We start from the raw sequence: 20,522 nt of genomic DNA, 5'->3' as shown, positions 1-20,522 counted from the left end.
GAAGACTTAGCCCATCATTTTTGGAATGTGGTGGCAGAGGATAAAAAGCCAATCGGTAACAATGGTTCTGAAAATCGGATTCATAATATTCCTTCCTCAAAAAAATCGCCTTCCGTTCGTTACAGAAACACTTCTCATTTTGAAGGTTTTTTTGATGAGTCGGGAAAGGTATTTCGTTTCCAAAAACAAGAATCCAAACTAGATTCCCTTGCAGAATTTGAAAAAAATGAAATTTTGATTTCAAAACTTAAACTAACGGATACTAGGCGACCACTAGCGGAATTGGAGGAAATCGAAAGTGTCAGGGAATCCAAAATTCTTTTCCAATTTCCAGAAGCCAAATGGAAACCTAAATTGGAAGAGGAAGCGGGAGTTGGGCTCGAAAGTTTAGAATTACCGAAACTGGATCCAATACTGCCTTCCTTTGCGGTTGAAAACAAAGGTTTCAAACCTTCCTCCCTTTCAACCTCTTTTGATTATGATGAAGATGAGGAATATTCCTCTTGGGAAGAAGAGGAATTAGATTCTTCTGCCTTAGAACAAGAAGAGGAGAAATTTAAATCCACTTCACTAAGTGATAAAAAAGAGGATGGAAAAGATCTATCGGAAGCAGTAGTGATTCCAGAATCGGTTCGTTTGTCACTTGTAGAAGAAACAGGTTGGGAAACTAACGATGAGGAAGAAGAGGATTCTTCGGAAATAGAAGAAGCTGGCGGAGTGTATGAAGAGGAAACTCTAGAAACCTTGGCCGTAGAAACAAACTCCGCAATCGTCAAATCCAATCTCAGTGCAGGAAATTTTGGTAGGAAAAAACCAGAACCCAAAGCAGAACAACAGGAACTGATGTTTGGCTCTATGGTTCCCAAACCAAAATTGAAAAAAGGGAAATATTATATTTCTCCAAGGCTTCTAACTTCTCACCAAGTTCCTGTAGCCAATATCTTAAAAAATGATTCGGAACTCGACCTCATCGCTAAAAAAATCGAAGAGTCCACAGGGCATTTTGGAATCGAATCCAAGGTCATTACCAAAGAACGTGGTCCGATCATCACTCGTTATGAGATCACCATTCCGAATGGAATCAAACTAAACCGGATTGTTTCTCTTTCCGATGAAATCCGTGCCTATTTGGAAGTAAAAAACATTCGGATTGTGGCACCTATCCCTGGTAAGGCGTCGATTGGAATTGAGGTTCCGAACCGAATCCGTGAAGATGTATTTTTATCTGAAATTTTAAAAGATACCATCCTCCAACATAAGGCTAAAGACTTATCTATTTGTATCGGGAAAGATATTTCCGGGAAACTAGTGATGATTGATATTGCCAAACTTCCACACTTACTTGTGGCGGGAACGACTGGTTCTGGTAAGTCGGTGAGTATCAATGCCATGATCACAAGTCTTATTTGCACTCGTTCCCCAGAAGAAGTGCGATTCATCATGATCGATCCGAAGATGGTGGAGATGACCCTTTATGAAGGTATCCCACATCTACTGATGCCGGTCATTACTGATCCTAAAAAAGCAACGAAGGCATTATCCTGGGCCATCCAAGAAATGGAGAGTCGTTACCAAATGATCTCTCAGTTGAAGAGTAGGGATTTCAAAAGTTTCAATGAAAAGGTAGATGAATATGCCCACGCCAAAGGCTTTCAAAAACTACCGTACATTGTGATCTTTATTGATGAGCTAGCTGACCTTATGATGGTTTCGGGAAAGGATTTGGAAGAACAGATCCAACGAATTTCTCAAAAAGCTAGGGCTGTTGGAATCCATCTTGTGATGGCAACCCAAAGGCCGTCAGTAGATGTGATCACTGGGGTCATCAAAGCGAACTGCCCGGCAAGGGTGGCTTTCCAAGTGGCACAAAAAACAGATTCTAGAACCATTCTGGATACCAGTGGTGCCGAGACCCTTCTTGGGAAAGGGGACTTTTTATACCGGTCTCCCACATCGAGTGACCTCCAAAGGATCCAAGCTCCTTTTATTGAAGAGAAAGAAATTGAATCCATCGTGGAAGAGGCCAAAAAACAAGGCGCTCCAGCCTATGTGGAAATGAATTGGGACGATGAAACGAGTATCGAAATGGCCTCTGACGAAGACGAAGAACTTTTTGATGAAGCCTGGAATATCGTTGTGACCGAAAAAAAGGCAAGTGCGAGTTACTTACAAAGAAGGATGAGAATCGGTTACAACAAAGCGGCAAGGCTTATGGAACTTATGGAAATGAGGGGCTACGTTTCGGCTCAAGTCGGGGCCAAACCCCGGGAAATCCTGCGTTCAGCGTAAATCATCGACAAGAGAAGTTTGTCTGAAAAACTGGGAATCTATGAAAGTATGGATCGGATCTTTGTTACTTGTCTTGGGTGTTTCTCTTGGGGCCCAAACAAGTCCGGCTCACAATTGGCACTCACCCTCCGAAGTGGTGAAAAAGATAAAGAAGAACTTTAGTGATATCAATTCCTATTCGGCTGATTTTCTCATCAAAACAGAAGACAACAAAAAGGAAAAACAGATGCGTGGGAAATGTTTCTACAAACGTCCCGGAAAAATCAGATACAACTTTGCCGAACCGGAAGGGGACGAAATTGTATCTGATGGAAAAACGCTTTATATCTTTATCAAGAGGTTAGGTGCTGTGGGAAAACAGGATTTAACCCTCGATCGTAAAAATACATCTGGACCTATCTTTACAACAAACAGTCCTGATGGCCTCAACCGCCTCTTTCGTAAATACCATTATAAATTTGATACCATTGAACAACCTCGTTCTGTGGGTGATGTTACCAAATACTTTGTGTTAGATCTTGACCAAAGAGAAAAAATTGGTGGGTTCGAGAAAATGAAACTCTTTGTAGATTCCGAATCTTACTTAATCAAAAAAGCAGTGGCTACCGATGGACGTGGGAAAGTAACCACTATTTCATTTTCCAATATTAATTTTTCTGAAGAAATCCAAGATGGAGTTTTCAATTTTCATATGAACGGAAACGCGAAGATTGTGAAAGACCCACTTGTCTCCGAGAACTAAGCTAAAGAGGATATCATTTTGAACACAAAACGAGTCGGTCAAATATTACGAGAAGCGAGAGAAGACAAAAAACTTTCAGTGAAAGATGTTGCGAAAGAAACAAATATCGCAGCAAAGTACATCATTGCTTTAGAAACAGAAGATTATTCTCAATTTCCTGCAGAGACTTTCGCACTTGGTTTCTTAAAAAACTATGCCAGTTATTTAAAGTTAGACACTGCCATGCTTCTCAATCTTTACCGAGGGGAACAAATTGAGGAATCACAAGCACCTTTAGAAGAACTAACTCGTCCCACTACCACAGCTTTTAGTTTAGATCGAAATAAAATCATTAGCCTTGTATCCGTATTTCTTTTTGTCATCTCGGCTTATATTATCTATATAAGTTTTGAAGATTCTAACTCTGGTTCTATGGATGAAGAAACCGCAGAAGTTGGTTCGACTGTAGAAACAGTGGTTAGTTCAGACATTCCTTCTGGAATCAACTTTGTATCACAAAGTGTTCCGGAAAATGCAAGTGTTCCTTTTATTTTAACAGAAGACCGTGGTGTGAGTTTTAGTGTGAACAACCAACAGTGTAAGATGTTTATCAAAGGGGTTTCCAATGGAAAAGCAAACCTTGGGTTTAATATCTTTCCTGAAAAAAATGTCTATTTTTTCCAAACTGCAGAAGGAGAGGAAACTATCCTTTCTTATCGCATTGAAGAATTATCCTCTCTTCGTCGGGACATCCGTGTGGTGACCCAAGCCGTTACCGAAAAATCTGCGAAAGTCCTTGTGACACTCAAAGAAGAAAGAGAAGGTGCGGCTGTAAAATCTCCTGTGGGCGATGTTCCGATCCAAGTTACATTATTTTTCTCTAAACCTAGTTACGTAGAATTTGTGTTAGATGGTCAAATGGGCGAAAGGGGACTTGTTTCTGCTGGGGAAGTCAAACACTTAGAAGCACGTGACCGCCTCGAAATCAAAGTAGGTGATGGTGGTGCTGTGGAAATGGTACAAAACGGTAAAGAGCGTTCTGTACTTGGGAAACCAGGAAAACTTGTCAAAAAAATCTTCATTCGTAAACCAAATCCTTATGATTCCACTCAGTCCATCATTGGAGAGTTAGGCGAGTAATGCCAAAGTTAAAAGAAAAAACGGAAGAAACACCTAAGTCGTTTTTTATTACGACTCTTGGTTGTCCCAAAAACACCGTAGATTCTATGGCAATGCACCAGTCGCTACTAAAGGAAGGTCTCCTTCCTGCGGCAGGTCCTGAAGCCAGTGACTTCCATTTAGTCAATACTTGTACTTTCATCCAAGATGCAACAAAGGAAACCATCCAAACCATTTTGGACTCCATTGACATCAAAAAAAATAACAAACAAAAGTTAGTTGTAGTAGGATGTTTTGCAGAACGTGCTGGAAAAGAAATTTCAGACGACCTTCCTGAAGTGGATTTACATTTTGGAACGGGAAAATATGATAAAGCCGGTGAGATCCTAAGGAAGAATTTTCCTCTAGATTTTAAAGACCTTTCCGAATTCAACGATGACTTACTGGAAAGACTTACTACCAGTAAGGGAATTGAAAACTATTCCAAACCATATTCTTATGTAAAAATTTCTGATGGTTGCAACCGAGGTTGTAATTTCTGTATTATTCCCAACTTACGTGGTAAATACCGTGATACAGATATTACGGATGTATTAACACAAACCAAACTAGCAGTAAAAGCGGGATCCAAAGAGATCTGTCTTGTTTCCCAAGATACTGTGTTTTATGGAAAAGACACAGAAAAACTTTTGGATTTGGTTCGTTCTGTTGCAGATGTAGATGGTGTGGAACTTCTTAGGCTTCTTTATCTTTATCCGGATAAAAAAACAGAAAAGTTACTCGATCTTTATGGAGAAATTCCTAAAATTGCTCCGTATTTGGAAAGCCCATTACAACATGTTTCCAAATCTGTTTTAAAATCGATGAACCGCACTGGAGAATATTCTTACTTTAAATCTCTTTTCCAAAAAGCAAGGGACCTAAGGCCTGATTTGGAAATTCGCACTTCTTTTATTTTGGGTTTCCCTGGAGAAACCATGGAAGATGTGGAAGAGATCATTCGGTTTGTCGAAGATGTAAAACCAGAAAAAGTAAATCTGTTTCCTTATTCCCCACAAGAGGGAACAAAAGGGGCAACAATGGAGGGGCAACTCAAAGACAAAGAGATTGCTCGCCGTGTAAACCTTGTGAGAGATGCCTATCTTGGAACTTTAAAGTCCATCCACCAAAACCGAATTGGAAAACTCTATCCCGCTGTTGTGGATGAGATTCTGGAAAAAGGAGCGATGGTTCGCCGTTTCCAAGATGCACCAGAAATTGATGAAGTGGTGTATGTGGAAGAAGAGGGTTTGAAACTCGGCCAATTTGGACAAGTGAGAGTGGACTCTTTTTATGAACTAGATATGTCGGGGACTTGGGTGGCATAAATTGGAAGATTGGAAAACCATTGCCAATATCCCGAACCTGCTAACTGTTCTTAGGGTTCTTGCACTACCTTTTTTTATTTTTGCTCTGTTCCAAAAGGAATGGGAATACCAAATTTTTGCCTTTGTCCTTTTTGCCCTTGCCTCTCTCACGGATCTTGTGGACGGATACTTGGCACGTAAATGGAACCAACAAACAGAGTTTGGAAAGTTTCTCGATCCACTGGCTGATAAATTTTTAGTCATTGGATGTTTTGTTACTTTTTTATTCATTCACGAACCCATTGAGGTTTGGATGGTGGTGCTTATCATTGGGCGGGACATGCTCATTACTTTTTTACGTTACATTGCTGTTCGTTCTGGAAAAAGCCTTCGTACCACTATGATGGGCAAAGTCAAAACTGCCTTCCAGATGGGTGCCATTTTAATGATCCTTGTTGTGTTTATGCTTATCTCAGGCAAAAGAAGGGCAATGATCAATGAAACTTATGCGATGGGAAAACTTTCGGGGTATTCAACCTTTGAAGTGGCATCACAACATGCAAATGAGTTTTATACTTTTGCCAAAACAACAGAGAGTTTAAGTTTTACTGACTTCTTTGATTCCATAGCTTCCTTTGTTCCTTATTTTGGAATGTTATTTACAACTTTTATTACTGTTGTTTCTGGACTTCGTTATATTGTGACCAATTATCAGTTGTTAACTTTCGCAAATTTAAAAAGGATTTTTTATGACCGCGCCAACAATTAAGGAAATCCTCGGACAAGTGGTTTCTGGCCACCATCTAGTAGATTCTCATGCAGAACTATTTTTAAGCGAAGTGATGGATGGGAAAATAACTGAACCGGTATTAGCTTCTTTTCTTACGGCCATGAAAATGAAAGGGGAAACAACGGACGAATTGTACGGATTTGTTCGTGCCATGCGTAGTCACGCGATCAAACCATCTAAGAAGTTTGATTTTGATTTTTTGGATACATGTGGGACGGGGGGAGATGGAAAGGGGACTTTGAATGTTTCGACACTTTCGGCTCTCACTTTGGCAAGTCTTGGATTCAAGGTCGCCAAACACGGAAATCGATCCGTCTCTTCCCTTTCAGGAAGTTCAGATATTTTATCAGGACTAGGTTACAAACTAGACCAAACTACAAATGAATCGGAATCCGAATTCTTACGCACAGGATTTGTTTTTTTGTTTGCTCCCGCTTGGCACCCAGCCATGAAATATGCGGGACCGGTTCGGACGTCCCTAGGGTTTCGCACGTTTTTCAATTTAATTGGACCTCTCTCCAATCCTTTTTCACCTTCGCACCAAATGGTCGGGGTTTATGATAAATCTCTCTGTTTACCGATGGCGGAGATTTTGGGAAGGCTTGGTTCGAAACGCGCCATTGTATGCCATTCGGGCGATGGATTGGATGAATTTTCAATCTTTGCAGAAACAGATTACGCCTATTTTGATGGAAAAGAAACCAAAGAGTTTTCCTTTGACCCCAAGGAACTAGGCCTAAATTCTAAGGAATTGGACAGAAATACTGTTTTTTCCTCTTCCAAAGAAGGGGCAGAAAGCCTATTTCGCGCAGTTCTTGATCCTAAGGAACCTACCGGCGGGACAGCGATGGTGGCGCTCAATGCTGGGGTGGCTATGTATTTACTGGGAGCCACAAACGATATACGAACAGGATACGAAACTGCCAAAGCGGCCATCCTCGAGAAAAAAGTTCTCCGATTCGTTCATGAAACATTGAATTTAAGATAAGGCCTATAAACATTGGATAAATAGCTATGCTCAATTTTAACTTTTTAACAACAGATATCCTAATCCTTGCCCAAGAAGAGGGTGCAAAGTCGTCTCTACAGTCACTCATTATCATTCCGATCATGTTAGTTGCTATGTATTTTCTTGTGATTCTTCCTAACAAAAAAGAAGAAAAAAAACGTAAAGAAATGATTGGTAATCTCCAAAAAGGGGACAACGTAGTTACAAATAGTGGCCTTCATGGAAAGATCGTAGAGTTCAAAGACAATAATGAAACTGTTGTTCTGAGTGTTGCTGCGAACACAAACGTAACTTTTGAAACTAGTGCTATTCTGAAGAAGAAAGCCTAAGATGAAAAGACTCTTTTTTATCTCATTCACAATCTGTTTTTCGGTTTCCCTCTTAGCACAAGAGGGTTTGGATTTTTTGGATAAGGTAAATGATAAACCAAAATCGAATACGACCAAACCCAAAGAAGAGACAAGTGTAACCAGTACCAAAAAACAAACCAATGTTGTCACAGCTACCGGGACAACTACAGGAAAAAAGAAGAGATCAAAAAAGAAGTCTAAACAAAACCAACTGACACAGGAAACACTTCCGCAAAACACAAGTTTAGTTTCCAATCCCAATACAGCAGTTCCCGTTACAGAAAAATCTATACCTGCGATAGAAAAACAACCTATCGTAGTGGAAGAAGAGGAAGTGGTGAGTAATGGATTGTGGATGGATTCAATAGTTTCTGTGGAACCAACAGGACTTCCTGGATTTGCTGGTGATTTGAAAATGGGAAAAACGGAAAGCAACGAATCTGTTCCCACACTTTCTACTAACAAAGAAACTGGAAAATCCTTATTTAATTTCTCTGATTTTTTTGCTAAATATAAAAAAGCGATGATGATCCTCGGGATTATCATACTCTTTGCTTTTTACAGACTTAGATCTGCGCGCCCGGGATCTAGCAGTCGTTCTTATAGAAGATAATAATTTTAGGAGCAAACTAACTTGCAATCGTATCGACTATTGATTCTTCCTTTTTTGATTCTGGCAGTTTCCTTTACCATTTTGTATCCGAACTTCGCCGATCGCACTTTAAAGATCGTTGTGAAAGAAGATGTTTATTCTTTGCCAGAAGCTGATCAAAAAGTTTTGGTAACTGCTCTTTTTGAACGTTGGGCTAAAGATTACGGAAAAACTTCTGGTTGGACCATTGAACCACAAGGAACCCTCCCTCCTAAAGAAAACCCTTTTTATACTGTAAAAGGTAGGTTTATCACATCCGCAAAGATCAACCAAATCTCCCAAGAAAACCAATCATTGGTAAGTGAATCCAAAAACAAATTGGAACCTACTTGGATTGAAGAAACCATTCGGGGCGGAAAATCATTATCGATTAAATTGGGTCTTGATTTACAAGGTGGTATGCGAGTGGTTCTCAAAGGTGACTTTGAAGATTATACTTCTAAACTCAAAGACCTTTATGCAAAAGAGTTAACGGAACTAAACTTAACACTCAGTAACCAAGCTGCAAAACCAGAAGAGAAAGAAAAAGCAAATTCAAGACTAGCAGAAATTGAATCGAGTTTTGATCTTTCACCTATGCGTAAAATTGTGGAGTTAGAAAAAGCAAAGATGATTATCGACAATCGTCTTACTACGCAAAACTTAACAGAGCCACAAGTTCGTATCCAAAAAGAACAGGATGCGATTGAAGTTTCCTTACCAGGTGTTTCCAATTCAGCTGCAATATTAGAAATTTTACAAAATACAGAAACGGTTGAGTATCGATTAGAAGAACCAACACCTTTCCTATTCAAAACCCAAATTGCGGACAACGAACGTCGCATGATGGACTTAGGAAAACGAGAAAACACTGATATTTTTCTCTTTCAAGAACTTGTAAAAAACAAAGCTGGCAAAAAAGCTCAAGATGAGTTTTTGGAAGGTTTGGAAAAGAAATACAATATACCAAAAGACTTCAAAGTATATGCGATGTGGGCTCGTGGAAATGCGGCAAAGTCTGCACTTTTACCACGTAGTTTTGTGGTTTTGGAACGTAAAATTGCCTTATCTGGTAATGATATGACCAATGCCCAACCATCTTATAACTCCAATTCCTATGGATGGATGGTAAGTTTTACTCTCACTCCTAATGGGGCAGAAAAGTTTTTTGATCTTACTTCACAAAACCGTGGCCGTAACCTAGCAATTGTTTGGGGAGATAAGGTGATTTCAAATCCTGTTATCAATGACCCAATCGCTGGTGGACGGGCAGAAATTTCAGGAAGTTTTTCGGAACAAGAAGCCATTCGATTGGCGAACGTAATTTCAGAAGGTGCACTTCCTATCCCACTTTCCGTTTTGGAAATGCGTTTCATTGGACCAACTCTTGGAATTGAATCCATCGAAGTAGGTGTGAAAGCCGTTGCGATTGGATTTTTTCTGGTCATGATTTATATGATCTTCTATTACAGGTTAGGTGGGTTTATTGCTGACCTTTCTCTGCTCATCAACCTCATCATTCTTGCAGCACTTTTAACTCTTATGGATTTTACATTAACACTTCCAGGGATTGCAGGGATCATTTTGACAGCGGGTATGGCAGTCGATGCAAACGTAATTATTTATGAAAGGATACGTGAAGAAATTGAAGAGGGGAGGGCACTTTCCATTGCGGTCACACGCGGTTTTGAAAATGCTTTTTGGACCATTATGGATGCAAACGTCACCACACTCATTGCGGGGATTTTGATGATTCGTCTTGGTAATGGACCTATCAAAGGTTTTGCGATCACTCTTTGTTGGGGGATTGTCACTACTCTTTTTACTTCTCTTTTCCTCTCAAGATTGTTTATGGAACTAACTGTAAACCGAATGGGAGTGCACCATTTAAATTTAAGGCCTTTCTTCTTTGGAAAAAAGGAGACTAAAAATGCGTAATATCAATTTTACAAAGTATAAATACTTTACTCTTAGTTTTTCATTTTTGGCAATTGTCATTGGATTTGCAGTTACATTTGGTAAATACGGCGGGTTTGCTCATTCACTAGATTTTAATGGTGGGCTTCGTACTGTTGTGGAACTTCCTGCTGACAAAACTCGTTCTGACTTAGAAGGTTACTTTCAGTCAAAAAACATCGAAGCTGTTGTGATTCTTTTGGAAAAAGAAAAGAATATATATCAGTTAGATATAGGACTTGGATCTCTTGATACAATAGAATCTTTGTATAAAGATATTCCAGAAGCAAACCGCGAATCTTCTACTTCAGCTATAGATCGATTTGTACAACTGATAAGATACGAATACAAACTTCCTAAAGAAAAAGTATTATCTGCAGACCAAGTGGGTGCAGTGGTTGGTGGTGAGTTAACAGAAGTGGGGATCACACTCCTTCTTACAACACTTGCCATTATTCTATTGTATTTGAGTATTCGTTCTCAGTTTAAGTTTGCTTTGGCTTCTTCCATAGCTCTGGTTCATGATATCCTTATGACTTTGGCACTCATTGGATTTTTACAAATCAAACCAAGTGTCCCTATCATTGCGGCACTTCTCACACTCCTTGGTTATTCCATTAACGATAAAATCGTGGTATTTGACCGAATTAGAGAAAACGCACATGGAAAAGACAATTTAGCTCTTTCCAATATCATCAATGTTTCGATCACTCAAACCTTGGGTAGAACCATCAATACTTCCTTTACAACTATGATTTCTGTTGTGGCGATCATTGTGGGTGGGGCAGTCGAATTGTATGATTTTGCTTTCATTCTACTTTTTGGGGTAATTGTCGGAACTTATTCTTCAATCTATATTGCAGCTCCTATTTCTGAGATTTACGACCAACTCAGGAAGAAAAGATTCGCATAATAAGAATTCTATGGATGCAGAGAAACGGAAGGAAACTTATTCTCTGCATTCCCTACTTGGGTTTTTGGCAATGGGAAAAACCGGAGCCAATCCTCCCGTCTCTGCTGTTTTAACTGATGAAACAGGCTCCATTCTTGCCAGTGCACATACCCAAAAATTTGGTGGGAACCATGCCGAAAGGGAACTTTATTCACGTTATCCGAGTGCTGGTGAAAACCAATTCCTTTCTGTTAGTTTAGAACCCTGTACCCATTTTGGAAAAACACCACCTTGCCGCGATTTGGTGATCGAAAGAAAACCTAAAGAAATCAAACTCGGTTGGAAAGATCCGAATCCTTTAGTTAAATCTGGAGATTGGGAAAAATACTCAGCTTCTGGAATTCCTATCGCTTTAGATCCCATGTTAGCGAAGGTTTCCCTTCCTTTTTTGCAAGGTTTTTTACACCGAATCCAAACAGGTAGGCCTTGGGTTTGGATCAAAGCAGCTACATCGATTGAAGGTAATTATGCTTCGAAAGAGAAAAAAAAGGAACGTGTGAGTTCAGAGGAAATGGATTTGTACTTACAAGTTTTCCGTGCAAAAATGGATGCGATTGCTGTAGGTCCAGGAACTGTAGTTTCCGATTCTCCCTCCCTTCATTTTCGAATTACCGATGAGATGGTTCTTACGCAGAAACCAGGTCAAAGAGTTACCGAATTAGAACCTTTTTTTGAAGCAGGTGCTGGACTCATTTCTTCATTGTTATCATACACAAAAGATTCTGAGAAATTACATCGCCTGGAAGAAGAAGTTTACCAACCATTTCGTATCTTTTGTTTGGATGAGAACAGGCTGCCTTCTGAGACTTTTTTTGCAAAACAAAGGGAACTGACCGAAAAGTTTGGAGTGAAAAAATGTATTTTTTTTATTCTAACAGATGACGATTCAAAACTTATTTCAAAAGAATTAGAGGAACAAATCCAAATCCTTTCTCCTTATGAAGGAATTTTGATTTATTCCGATGAAGGTGATAAGTTTTTGAAGATTCTCGGAGAACTTGGCATCAATACTTTGTTATGTGAAGCGGGTAGTTTTTTCCCAAACTTCCTACAAAATGAACTTTCAGAGGAAGATCGAATTTTGGAAATCCGAAATGAAAACAAATCGTTTCCTGATGGAATTCCTTTTGTTTTTCACAATGAACCACTGATTTCCGAATACAAAGTCGGAACAAACCGTATTTTTATCAGAAAACTGCAAAGGAGTTATTAACCCAATGTTTACAGGTCTTGTCGAAACCCTCGGAAAAGTAATCACTATAAAACCAATTGATTCGGGAATCCAATTCACAATCGAAACAGAATGGGAAAATCCTGACTTAAAAATAGGTGATTCCATTGCCATCAATGGTGCTTGTATGACAGTCACTGAGTTCAGTGATTTAGGGAATGTTTTTAATTTTTATGCATCTTTTAAATCTTTAGAATTAACCAACTTGTCTCGGTTAGGAGAAGGATCTCCTGTGAATTTAGAAAGAGCAATGGCTCTCGGACAAAGGTTTGGTGGTCATATGGTCCAAGGCCATGTGGATGGAATGGCAAAGGTGGTTAGCAGAAAACAAATCGAATCAGAAGTAGAAGAGTTTTGGGTGGCGATCCCAAAAGAACTACAACGTTATTTTGTTAAAAAAGGTTCTGTGACTTTAGATGGAATCAGCCTTACCGTTGTCGATGTGAAAGACGGAAATATCCAACTGATCCTGATTCCAGAGACGATGGAAAAAACAAACGCAAATTCCTGGAAAAAGGACCAATGGTTGAATGTAGAAGTGGATGTTCTAGCCAAATACATTGAAAATTATTTGGAACAGAGGTCTTGAGTTTTAGTTCCTTTTTAGTAAATCATCGATTTCGGAATCAGTGTCGTCATCAGAAACATATTTGGTTCGAAAATCCAGTTCACTCATAATTTCAAAAAACATATCTAGTTTAGCTAATTTGAATACGTTCATAATCATAGGTTTCATTCCGACTAGGATGAGTTTGCCTTTTTTGTTTTTCAGTGAATTGAGACTTTTGATAAGAGAACCAATACCTGAAGAGTCAATATAGTCGAGACGTCCCATATCGATAGAAACAATACTGGGATTTGGTTCGATGATTTTTGCAAAGATAGATTCAAATTCCTCAGTGGATTCTATATCGAATTTTCCAGCAATTTCTATGGTTTTGATCTTTCCTGTTGAGTTCAGTTTCAGTTCCACAAGGCCTCCGATCCGGAATATTTAGACAAAAGAAAGGGGAAAAATCAATGACTTTCTTTGGGAATCTTCTTTAATTCGGAACGGCTTTCAGAGTTTTAGTATATAGAGGCCTTCCCCAATGATACGTCCGATCGAAGAAGCAATCGAAGAAATCCGCCAAGGCAAAATGATCATTCTCGTCGACTCTGAAGACAGAGAAAACGAAGGAGATTTGGTCTGTGCTTCCCAATTTGCAGATAAAGACAAAATCAACTTTATGGCGACCCACGGCCGCGGACTCATTTGTGTTCCAATGGAAAGGGATAGGCTCCAAGCCTTAGGTTTAGGAAAGATGGTGGATGACCTATCGCTCGGTGACAAACATGGAACCGCATTTACGGTTTCTGTAGATGCCAAACATGGAACAACTACAGGTATTTCAGCACCTGACAGAGCCAAAACGGTGGAAGCCCTCTTAGATCCAAAAACCAAATCGGAAGATTTGATGCGACCAGGACATATGTTTCCCTTACAAGCAGTGACTGGTGGAGTTTTACGCAGGGCAGGCCATACGGAAGCTGCTGTCGACTTAGCAAAGTTAGCTGGTCTATATCCAAGTGGTGTCATTTGTGAGATTATGAATGATGACGGCTCGATGGCACGTATTCCTGATTTAGAAAAATTTGCGAAAACTCATGGACTCAATATTTATACGATCGAAGATCTCATTCGTTACAGAAGGCATAAAGAAAAATTAATTCACCTAGAAGTGGAAGCAAATCTACCAACTGAGTTTGGTGATTTCAAAATCAAAGCCTATTCCACTCAAATTGACGACAAGATCCATATGGCCCTTGTGAAGGGTGAAATCGATTCTGATAAACCAGTACTCGTGAGAGTTCACAGTGAATGTTTGACCGGTGATATTTTTTCTTCCCAACGATGTGATTGTGGACCCCAACTCCATAATGCCCTACGGATGATTGAAAAAGAAGGAACTGGAGTTCTATTATACATGCGCCAAGAAGGGCGAGGAATTGGAATCATCAATAAACTCAAAGCCTATTCGTTGCAAGAGGGTGGTCTCGATACAGTGGAAGCCAATGAAAAATTAGGATTTGCACCTGACTTACGCGAATACGGAATCGGAGCTCAGATTTTACGAGACATCGGGGTGAAACAAATGAGACTCATCACCAACAATCCTCGTAAGATTGTGGGACTGGAAGGTTACAATCTCCATGTGACTGAGAGAGTACCAATTGAAATTGATCCTGTGGAAGAAAACACTCGTTACTTGCAGACCAAAAAAACAAAGTTAGGTCATTTGCTCAACCTTCACGGTTGATCGCATCGATTTAACGAATCAAACGATCCGTATGTCCGCTAGAAAGGAAAACCTTTTTAGCGGGTCTGTGCTATTTGAGATTTAGAAAGACTTTTTAAATCCAGGCCTTACGGAGATAAACGACTTCGTTTCCAACCAGATTCTAATCTTTCAAAAGAAATCCTGTCGTGTAGTCGTCCCACCCTTCCTTGCCAAAATTCGATTTTGGTAGGGGATACCGAATACCCACCCCAGTTTTTTGGTTTTGGAATTTCTTTTCCTTCCCATTCTTTGGTAAGTTTGGCAAATTTTTCTTCTAAAAATTCTCTTGAAGGTACCACCGAACTTTGATTCGATGTGTGGGCTCCGATTTGGGATTCCCTAGGTCTAACTGCAAAATAAGATTCTGATTCCTCATTTGAAATCCGGTTTGCTTTTCCCTCAATGCGGATTTGTCTTTCGAGTTTCGGCCAAAAGAAATTAAGAGCCACGAGGTGATTCTCTGCTATATCCCTTCCCTTATCGGAATCGTAGTTAGTAAAAAATTGAAACTCGTCACGGATGAGTCCTTTGAGTAAAACAATACGAACTGAAGGTTGGCCTGTTTTGTCTACCGTAGCAAGGCTCATGGCATTGGGTTCGGCTTCTTCTTCTTCTTTTGCTTCTGAAAACCAAAGACTAAATAATTTTAAGGGATCTAAACCCGCAGTTTCTTCTGAAAGAACTGAGCGAGTGTAGAGTTTTCTCATATGTGGTAATTCATTCAATGGTTCCATAGATTGGAAATCCCTCCCAATTGTAGTAGTGGACAAGAAGTTTTGCAAAATAAGTTAAAAATAGTCCAAGGGAAAAGTAGAGTCCCATAGGGATTTTTTTCCCCTTTAAGGAGTCTCCTTTTTTTCGTAAAAGAAAACTAAAACCTACAGCAAGAAGGTATGCGGAGTTAAAGTATAAAATCCAAAATGGATTGCCTGCAATGGCTGCAAAAATAGGGGAAAACAGCACATCACCGAGCCCAGTCCCCCCACTAAAGAGAAGGTAAATGATGAGGTAAAAAGTTAAAAACCCCAAAAACACCCATAAGGTTTCTAAATTTAAAGTTTCACCAAACAGAAAGTAGTTGGAAAGGAAACCGAATCCAATAATAAAGGGAAGGTTTTCATAGTCCAAAGAGAACTTTGCCACATCTGTCATCATGGAGATGAGAAGATGTCCGAGTAAAAAAAGTAAGAAGAGGGTTCCAAAAATATCTTCCGAAACAAAGTAAACAAAGATTGCAATGAGTCCAAATAATAATTCCGAAAGTGGGTAAAGTTTAGCTAGACTTGTTTTGCAATTGTCACATTTACCTTTTGTCAAAAACCAACCAAAGATTGGGGTGAGATAGGTTTTATTCACCAAATGCCCGCAAGACGGACAGTGGCTTGGTTTGGTAAAAATGGTTTTCCAACGTTGAAAACCTTTTGTTTCTTTTCTTTTTTTGCCATAACAAAAAGTCAGGATTCGCTCGGCTAACGTTGTATAGAAACTGGCTAATGCGCCGCCAAAAAAAAATAGGATTGCATAGTTCGAGAGGGTCCAGAGTGATAACCAAATCGATTCGTCCATAAAATCCAATTTTTACCTTATAATTCCTCTAAGGAAGGAGTTTAACTTTCCTTAGATAGTTCCTGTAGTGCCTTCATCCCTCGTTTTAAAGTGTCCCATTCTGTAGCAAAGGAAAGTCTCACATAATCTTTTTTATCGCAAAAGATAAATCCAGGAACAAGGATGAGGTCTTTTTTGACAGCTCTTTGGATGAACTCTTCATCTGTGACTGGAACTTGGAAGAAGGAATAAAATGCACCACCTGATTTTTGAATTGGGTAGTAGTCTTTTAAGGAATCATAAACAAAATCGCGTTTTTCACGATAGTCTTGGATATAAGCACTCATATCAGTTTTCAGGGCTTCGATTCCCGCCCATTGGGTAATGGAAGGAGCACAAACAACCGTATACTGCTGTAAGGTGGTAAGTGCCTTGATCACTTTGTCTTCTGCAAGAATGGTCGCAAGCCTAAGGCCTGTCATATTGTATGTTTTAGAAAAACCAGTGAGGGTGATGGTTTTTTCATACTCAGAACCAATGGAAAAAAACGCATTGTCGTAATCAAAAAGTTCATAAATTTCATCGCTAATCAGATAGGCACCCGTTGCCTCGGCTAAGTTTGCCAGCGCGCGAAGTTGTTCTTTGGATAGAACTTTGCCTGTGGGATTGGAAGGATTTGAAAAAATAATCAGTTTAAATTTTCTAGATTTTAAAGAATCTAAATCTTCTGGTTTGAAACTTTCTTCCAGTGGAACTACTTTTCCACCGTAAAACTTTAACATTGCAGGATACATTAAAAAGTAAGGGGATATGACCAAACATTCGTCACCTTCGTTTACGAGTGCATTGAAGAGTAAAAACAAGGCAGAAGAAATTCCTGAAGTAACAAGGATTCTATCTTCATGGGAGTAAGAAATTTTGTTTTGAGTTCTGTATTTTTCAGCCATTGCTGATTTTAATTCTGGAATCCCACCGGTTAAGGTATACGAGGTTTTTCCATCACGTGCCGCCTTTGTTAAAACTTCAATGATGTTAGGTGGGCAAGGGAAATGTGGTTGCCCGATACTCAAATTGATCGGGTTTTGGATAGTCCGTGCGAGCTCAAAGGCCTTGCGGATGGGGGAGGAGTCAATCCCATACATTCTATTTGCGAAATCCATGAAATCATCATGGTTTTTTTTGGAGGTACGGGTCAATAGAATTTGGTTTACACCTAGGAAATGGATAGAAATCTGAAGGATATGGAATTTGTTACCATCGCTGATGTGAAAGTGCCGGTCCTCCCGCACTCAGAGAAATTTCCCGTTTTCCCTTCTAGCCTTGTCGAAACCGACTCGGTAAAACAAACCTTACAAAAAATTCTTTACCCCATGCTCGAAGGGATTCCTGTCCTTCTCGTAGGTGATGCTGGTGTTGGAAAAAACGCACTTATTTATTATATTAACTCTCTTCGTAAACAACCCACACTTCGTTTTAGTTTCAATGAAGACACACTGCCGGAAGACTTAATTGGTTCTTACCGCATCCTTCTGGATGGGAAAGGATTCACTTGGTCGAACGGCCCTCTTACCAATGCTTTGTCGGAAGGACTTAGTTTTGTCGCCGATGAGATGAACCTATGTGCACCAAACATCATCAAACGGTTTTCTTCTGTCTATGAATCCAACTACTTAGATCTTTTGGAAGGAAGTGGAGAGCGGATAAATGGAAAAACAGGATTCTGGTTTATCGGAACCCAAAACCCCAGTGAAGGATTTGAAGGAAGAAAACCCCTTCCTTTTGATATCACCAAACATTTTGCAGTGGTGTATGTAGATCCGTATTCGCCAGATGAAATGTTTTTTATCTTAAAGAAACTTTATCCCATGCTTGGGGAAGATGTGTTAAAACAAATCATTCGGATTAGTTTGGAATCAGAGGCTCGGATCAAATCCGGGGAAATTGGAAAAGGTGATTTAGAAAAGTATCATTTTAACTTAAGAACCTTACAAAAATATTGTAACCGTTTGGTTTTATTTGGCGCTAAGGACAAAACCGTTGCGGCAAGGGAAGCCCTTTACTTATTCGAAGAACCTTTCCGTAAAAAAGAAGACAAGGCCAAACAAAGAGAGCTCATTGAATCGGAGTTTGGTGGTTCGGTGAAACTTGTTCCTACAAAGGGATATGTGCAAGGTTCTACCATTTTCTGGAATGACAAAGAAATCAAAACTTGGGACGAAAAAAAGACCATCTCTCTTCTTTCTACTTATCCTACCCCAGAACCAGTTTTACATTTTCTCGACCAAGTTTTTACCGCCATCCAAGCCAAAGAAAATATCTTAATTGAGTATAGAGAAGACCAAGACCCACAAGAATTTTTACCACTATTTACGGAACTCACAGGAATTGAACTTGAGTCTGTTATGTTATCCAAAGGGATGCATACCTCCGATGTTGTGGGAGCCTTAAAACCAACAGAAGAAGGGAATATCGAAAGTGTGACCTGGGTGGATGGCCCCCTAACACGCTCTATTCGAAAAGGCCATATCATTCTTATCTCAGGACTTGAGTCTGCTGGTGCCGAACTGGTAGAAAAGATGAATATGTTAACGGATGATGCACGTTCCCTCACTCTCCCGCCAGAGTCTGGGGAATACCTTCCCATCCAACTTACAGAAAAATCCATCGTATTTGGAATGAAGTCATTTCGTGCTTCTAAATCGGTTACCACCATTTCTCGTGCCTTTCGGAACCGTTTCACACCGATTCTTTTTCCTGAACTAGAAGATGTAAAGGTCCTCGAAGAAATTTTAGAGTTCTATTTACCGGAAGGGGTTCTACCACGGTCCTTGGCACGTTTCCATCTCAAAGCCAAGGAACTCGCAGAAAAACGTACCATTGGTTCGGCAAACCTTATGCCCTACCGATTTGGAATCGCCAATCTTTTAAAATGGAAAAATCATATCTATCGTTACAACCAAACGGATGTAAAAGACATCGCCATTCGTGGGGGAAAAATTTATTATACCAACCAAATTGCTGATCCCAAAGAGAGAAAGGAACTGGAACGCCTCCTCGAAGGTTATCTTTCTGGAGTAGAAGTCGTCTCAACACTCTTCGAGGAAATCGAAGAGAAAAAAAAAACGTTTACGGTTGAATCAGGATTAGATCGAAAAAATTGGTGGGATCCGGAACTACATCAACGTGACCCGCTAACAGGCATTGCAAAAAAACTAAACTCTGGGGAAGAAACCAAACGGGGGATTGAAATCAATACCCCCGAAACTGGTGGCAAAATCAAAGAAGGTGCAGACGCCTGGTATGGTGAAGACACCCAAGGGAACCAAGGCCAAGGAGAACCACAAGGTGGTGGTGGTGCTTGGGGTTACCGAACCGAAGAACTCTACAAACAATTCTTAAAAAAACGCCGCCTCCTTTGGGACTATTCCATTATGGTAGGTCTTGAAGAATTTAAGTCCGTCTTTGGTAAAGAACTGGAAGAGGTGGAACTCAATTTAGAACAACTCTTTGATCCAGAAATTGACATCCATAGGATGTATAAAAACGAAGGTTCAAGAGTCGATGCAAGGAAATACATATCGTACAAAAGTGGAAGGGGAGATACCAAAATCTTCGATAAAACCATCATCGAAAAGAATGATGAAAAACTAAAAGGTGTAGAAGTCACCTTCCTTGTTTCGAAATGCCGTAGGATCTTTAACTTTGAATATTCGATTGCGATGCTTTCAGCTCTCCTTGTGAGTTTGCACATCCTAAACGAACATGATATCAAAACCAGCGTCCATACTTTCTGTGATATCAAAAACTCCAAAGACACTGTGGATATTTTTAACTTAAAATCGGCGGAAGAAGATTACACTGCGGAAAAGGAAGAAGAGGTATTTTCTGCTCTTTGTAAAAATTGGCATGGGGACAGCATTCCCGAATTCCAAGTTCTCTCTAATGCGGAGCGTTTTTTTTCGCCGGATGCCCAAACTAAGATCATTGTGATCCTTTCTGACTTCCGGGGCCAAAGGGCAAAGACTTATATCGAGGACGAACTTGCGTCTTTTGACACCAGAAAGTTGAAAGAAGCTGTACTGAAAAACCAGGACAAAAATTATGTATTTTTAGGGGTGGGACTTGGGTCTCGCTACATTGCGGAACATGTGTTCCAAGACTCCCTCCAAATTACGGCAGATAACTTTTATTCCATGCCCAATTTGATCGGGGCTGAAATTGCAAGACTCGTGCAAATTCACCATTCGCTTAGGCAATAATAA

Annotated in this window: 17 protein-coding genes and 1 pseudogene; 14 read left to right on the top strand and 4 right to left on the bottom strand. The window is 39.8% G+C overall.

Annotated elements, in window-relative coordinates; genetic code table 11:
• Positions 1–420: 420 nt before the first annotated feature.
• The 12 genes and pseudogenes from EHQ31_RS19045 to EHQ31_RS04835 form a co-directional block, all read left to right on the top strand.
• A pseudogene (locus EHQ31_RS19045) lies at positions 421–2,289 on the top strand (DNA translocase FtsK); the annotation flags it as partial.
• 40 nt (positions 2,290–2,329) lie between these two features.
• Positions 2,330–3,031 (top strand): LolA family protein, encoded by a 702-nt coding sequence (locus EHQ31_RS04885; protein WP_135570086.1) that lies wholly within the window; start codon positions 2,330–2,332, stop codon positions 3,029–3,031.
• A gap of 18 nt (positions 3,032–3,049) precedes the next feature.
• Entirely contained in the window at positions 3,050–4,150 is a 1,101-nt protein-coding gene (locus EHQ31_RS04880; RefSeq protein ID WP_135570084.1) for a helix-turn-helix domain-containing protein, read from the top strand.
• On the top strand, positions 4,150–5,496 hold the full coding sequence (locus EHQ31_RS04875) for a MiaB/RimO family radical SAM methylthiotransferase (protein ID WP_135570082.1): 1,347 nt from the start codon (positions 4,150–4,152) through the stop codon (positions 5,494–5,496). Before EHQ31_RS04880 ends, EHQ31_RS04875 begins: the two co-directional genes overlap by 1 nt.
• A gap of 1 nt (position 5,497) precedes the next feature.
• Complete coding sequence (pgsA, locus tag EHQ31_RS04870; RefSeq protein ID WP_135570080.1) at positions 5,498–6,244, top strand: CDP-diacylglycerol--glycerol-3-phosphate 3-phosphatidyltransferase; 747 nt, start codon at positions 5,498–5,500, stop codon at positions 6,242–6,244.
• A complete protein-coding gene (trpD, locus tag EHQ31_RS04865; protein ID WP_135570078.1) occupies positions 6,225–7,253 on the top strand; it encodes an anthranilate phosphoribosyltransferase in 1,029 nt (342 codons plus the stop codon). The genes pgsA and trpD overlap by 20 nt, the downstream gene beginning before the upstream one ends.
• Positions 7,254–7,279: 26 nt before the next feature.
• The gene (gene yajC, locus EHQ31_RS04860; protein WP_135570076.1) at positions 7,280–7,603 is read left to right on the top strand and encodes a preprotein translocase subunit YajC; all 324 of its coding nucleotides are present in this window, start codon (positions 7,280–7,282) and stop codon (positions 7,601–7,603) included.
• Between the two features lies 1 nt (position 7,604).
• Entirely contained in the window at positions 7,605–8,237 is a 633-nt protein-coding gene (locus tag EHQ31_RS04855) for an SRP-less Sec system protein (RefSeq protein WP_135570074.1), read from the top strand.
• A 21-nt stretch (positions 8,238–8,258) separates the two neighbouring features.
• Positions 8,259–10,193, top strand: coding sequence for a protein translocase subunit SecD (secD, locus tag EHQ31_RS04850; RefSeq protein WP_135570072.1), 1,935 nt, complete (start codon positions 8,259–8,261; stop codon positions 10,191–10,193).
• A complete protein-coding gene (secF, locus tag EHQ31_RS04845) occupies positions 10,186–11,124 on the top strand; it encodes a protein translocase subunit SecF (RefSeq protein ID WP_135570070.1) in 939 nt (312 codons plus the stop codon). The genes secD and secF overlap by 8 nt, the downstream gene beginning before the upstream one ends.
• Before the next feature lie 10 nt (positions 11,125–11,134).
• Positions 11,135–12,376 (top strand): dihydrofolate reductase family protein, encoded by a 1,242-nt coding sequence (locus EHQ31_RS04840; protein WP_135570068.1) that lies wholly within the window; start codon positions 11,135–11,137, stop codon positions 12,374–12,376.
• Between the two features lie 4 nt (positions 12,377–12,380).
• Entirely contained in the window at positions 12,381–12,983 is a 603-nt protein-coding gene (locus tag EHQ31_RS04835) for a riboflavin synthase (RefSeq protein WP_135570066.1), read from the top strand.
• A gap of 3 nt (positions 12,984–12,986) precedes the next feature.
• Here EHQ31_RS04835 and EHQ31_RS04830 read toward each other — a convergent pair whose 3' ends face one another.
• Positions 12,987–13,367, bottom strand: coding sequence for an STAS domain-containing protein (locus tag EHQ31_RS04830; RefSeq protein WP_135570064.1), 381 nt, complete (start codon positions 13,365–13,367; stop codon positions 12,987–12,989).
• 118 nt (positions 13,368–13,485) lie between these two features.
• Here EHQ31_RS04830 and EHQ31_RS04825 point away from each other — a divergent pair, with 118 nt between their 5' ends.
• Entirely contained in the window at positions 13,486–14,694 is a 1,209-nt protein-coding gene (locus EHQ31_RS04825; protein ID WP_135570062.1) for a bifunctional 3,4-dihydroxy-2-butanone-4-phosphate synthase/GTP cyclohydrolase II, read from the top strand.
• Positions 14,695–14,801: 107 nt separating this feature from the next.
• Here EHQ31_RS04825 and pdxH read toward each other — a convergent pair whose 3' ends face one another.
• The 3 genes from pdxH to EHQ31_RS04810 are packed head-to-tail and all read right to left on the bottom strand — an operon-like array spanning position 14,802 to position 17,420.
• Complete coding sequence (gene pdxH, locus EHQ31_RS04820; protein ID WP_208652733.1) at positions 14,802–15,440, bottom strand: pyridoxamine 5'-phosphate oxidase; 639 nt, start codon at positions 15,438–15,440, stop codon at positions 14,802–14,804.
• The gene (locus EHQ31_RS04815) at positions 15,433–16,281 is read right to left on the bottom strand and encodes a prepilin peptidase (RefSeq protein WP_135570060.1); all 849 of its coding nucleotides are present in this window, start codon (positions 16,279–16,281) and stop codon (positions 15,433–15,435) included. Before EHQ31_RS04815 ends, pdxH begins: the two co-directional genes overlap by 8 nt.
• A gap of 41 nt (positions 16,282–16,322) precedes the next feature.
• On the bottom strand, positions 16,323–17,420 hold the full coding sequence (locus EHQ31_RS04810; RefSeq protein WP_208652712.1) for a pyridoxal phosphate-dependent aminotransferase: 1,098 nt from the start codon (positions 17,418–17,420) through the stop codon (positions 16,323–16,325).
• An 81-nt stretch (positions 17,421–17,501) separates the two neighbouring features.
• Here EHQ31_RS04810 and EHQ31_RS04805 point away from each other — a divergent pair, with 81 nt between their 5' ends.
• Positions 17,502–20,519, top strand: coding sequence for an AAA family ATPase (locus EHQ31_RS04805; protein WP_135570981.1), 3,018 nt, complete (start codon positions 17,502–17,504; stop codon positions 20,517–20,519).
• Positions 20,520–20,522 lie beyond the last annotated feature (3 nt).

The organism is Leptospira montravelensis, assembly GCF_004770045.1.
Taxonomy (GTDB): Bacteria; Spirochaetota; Leptospiria; order Leptospirales; family Leptospiraceae; genus Leptospira_A; species Leptospira_A montravelensis.
The sequence above is the reverse complement of the archived record's forward strand: the minus strand, read 5'-3'. Positions and strand labels throughout refer to the sequence as shown.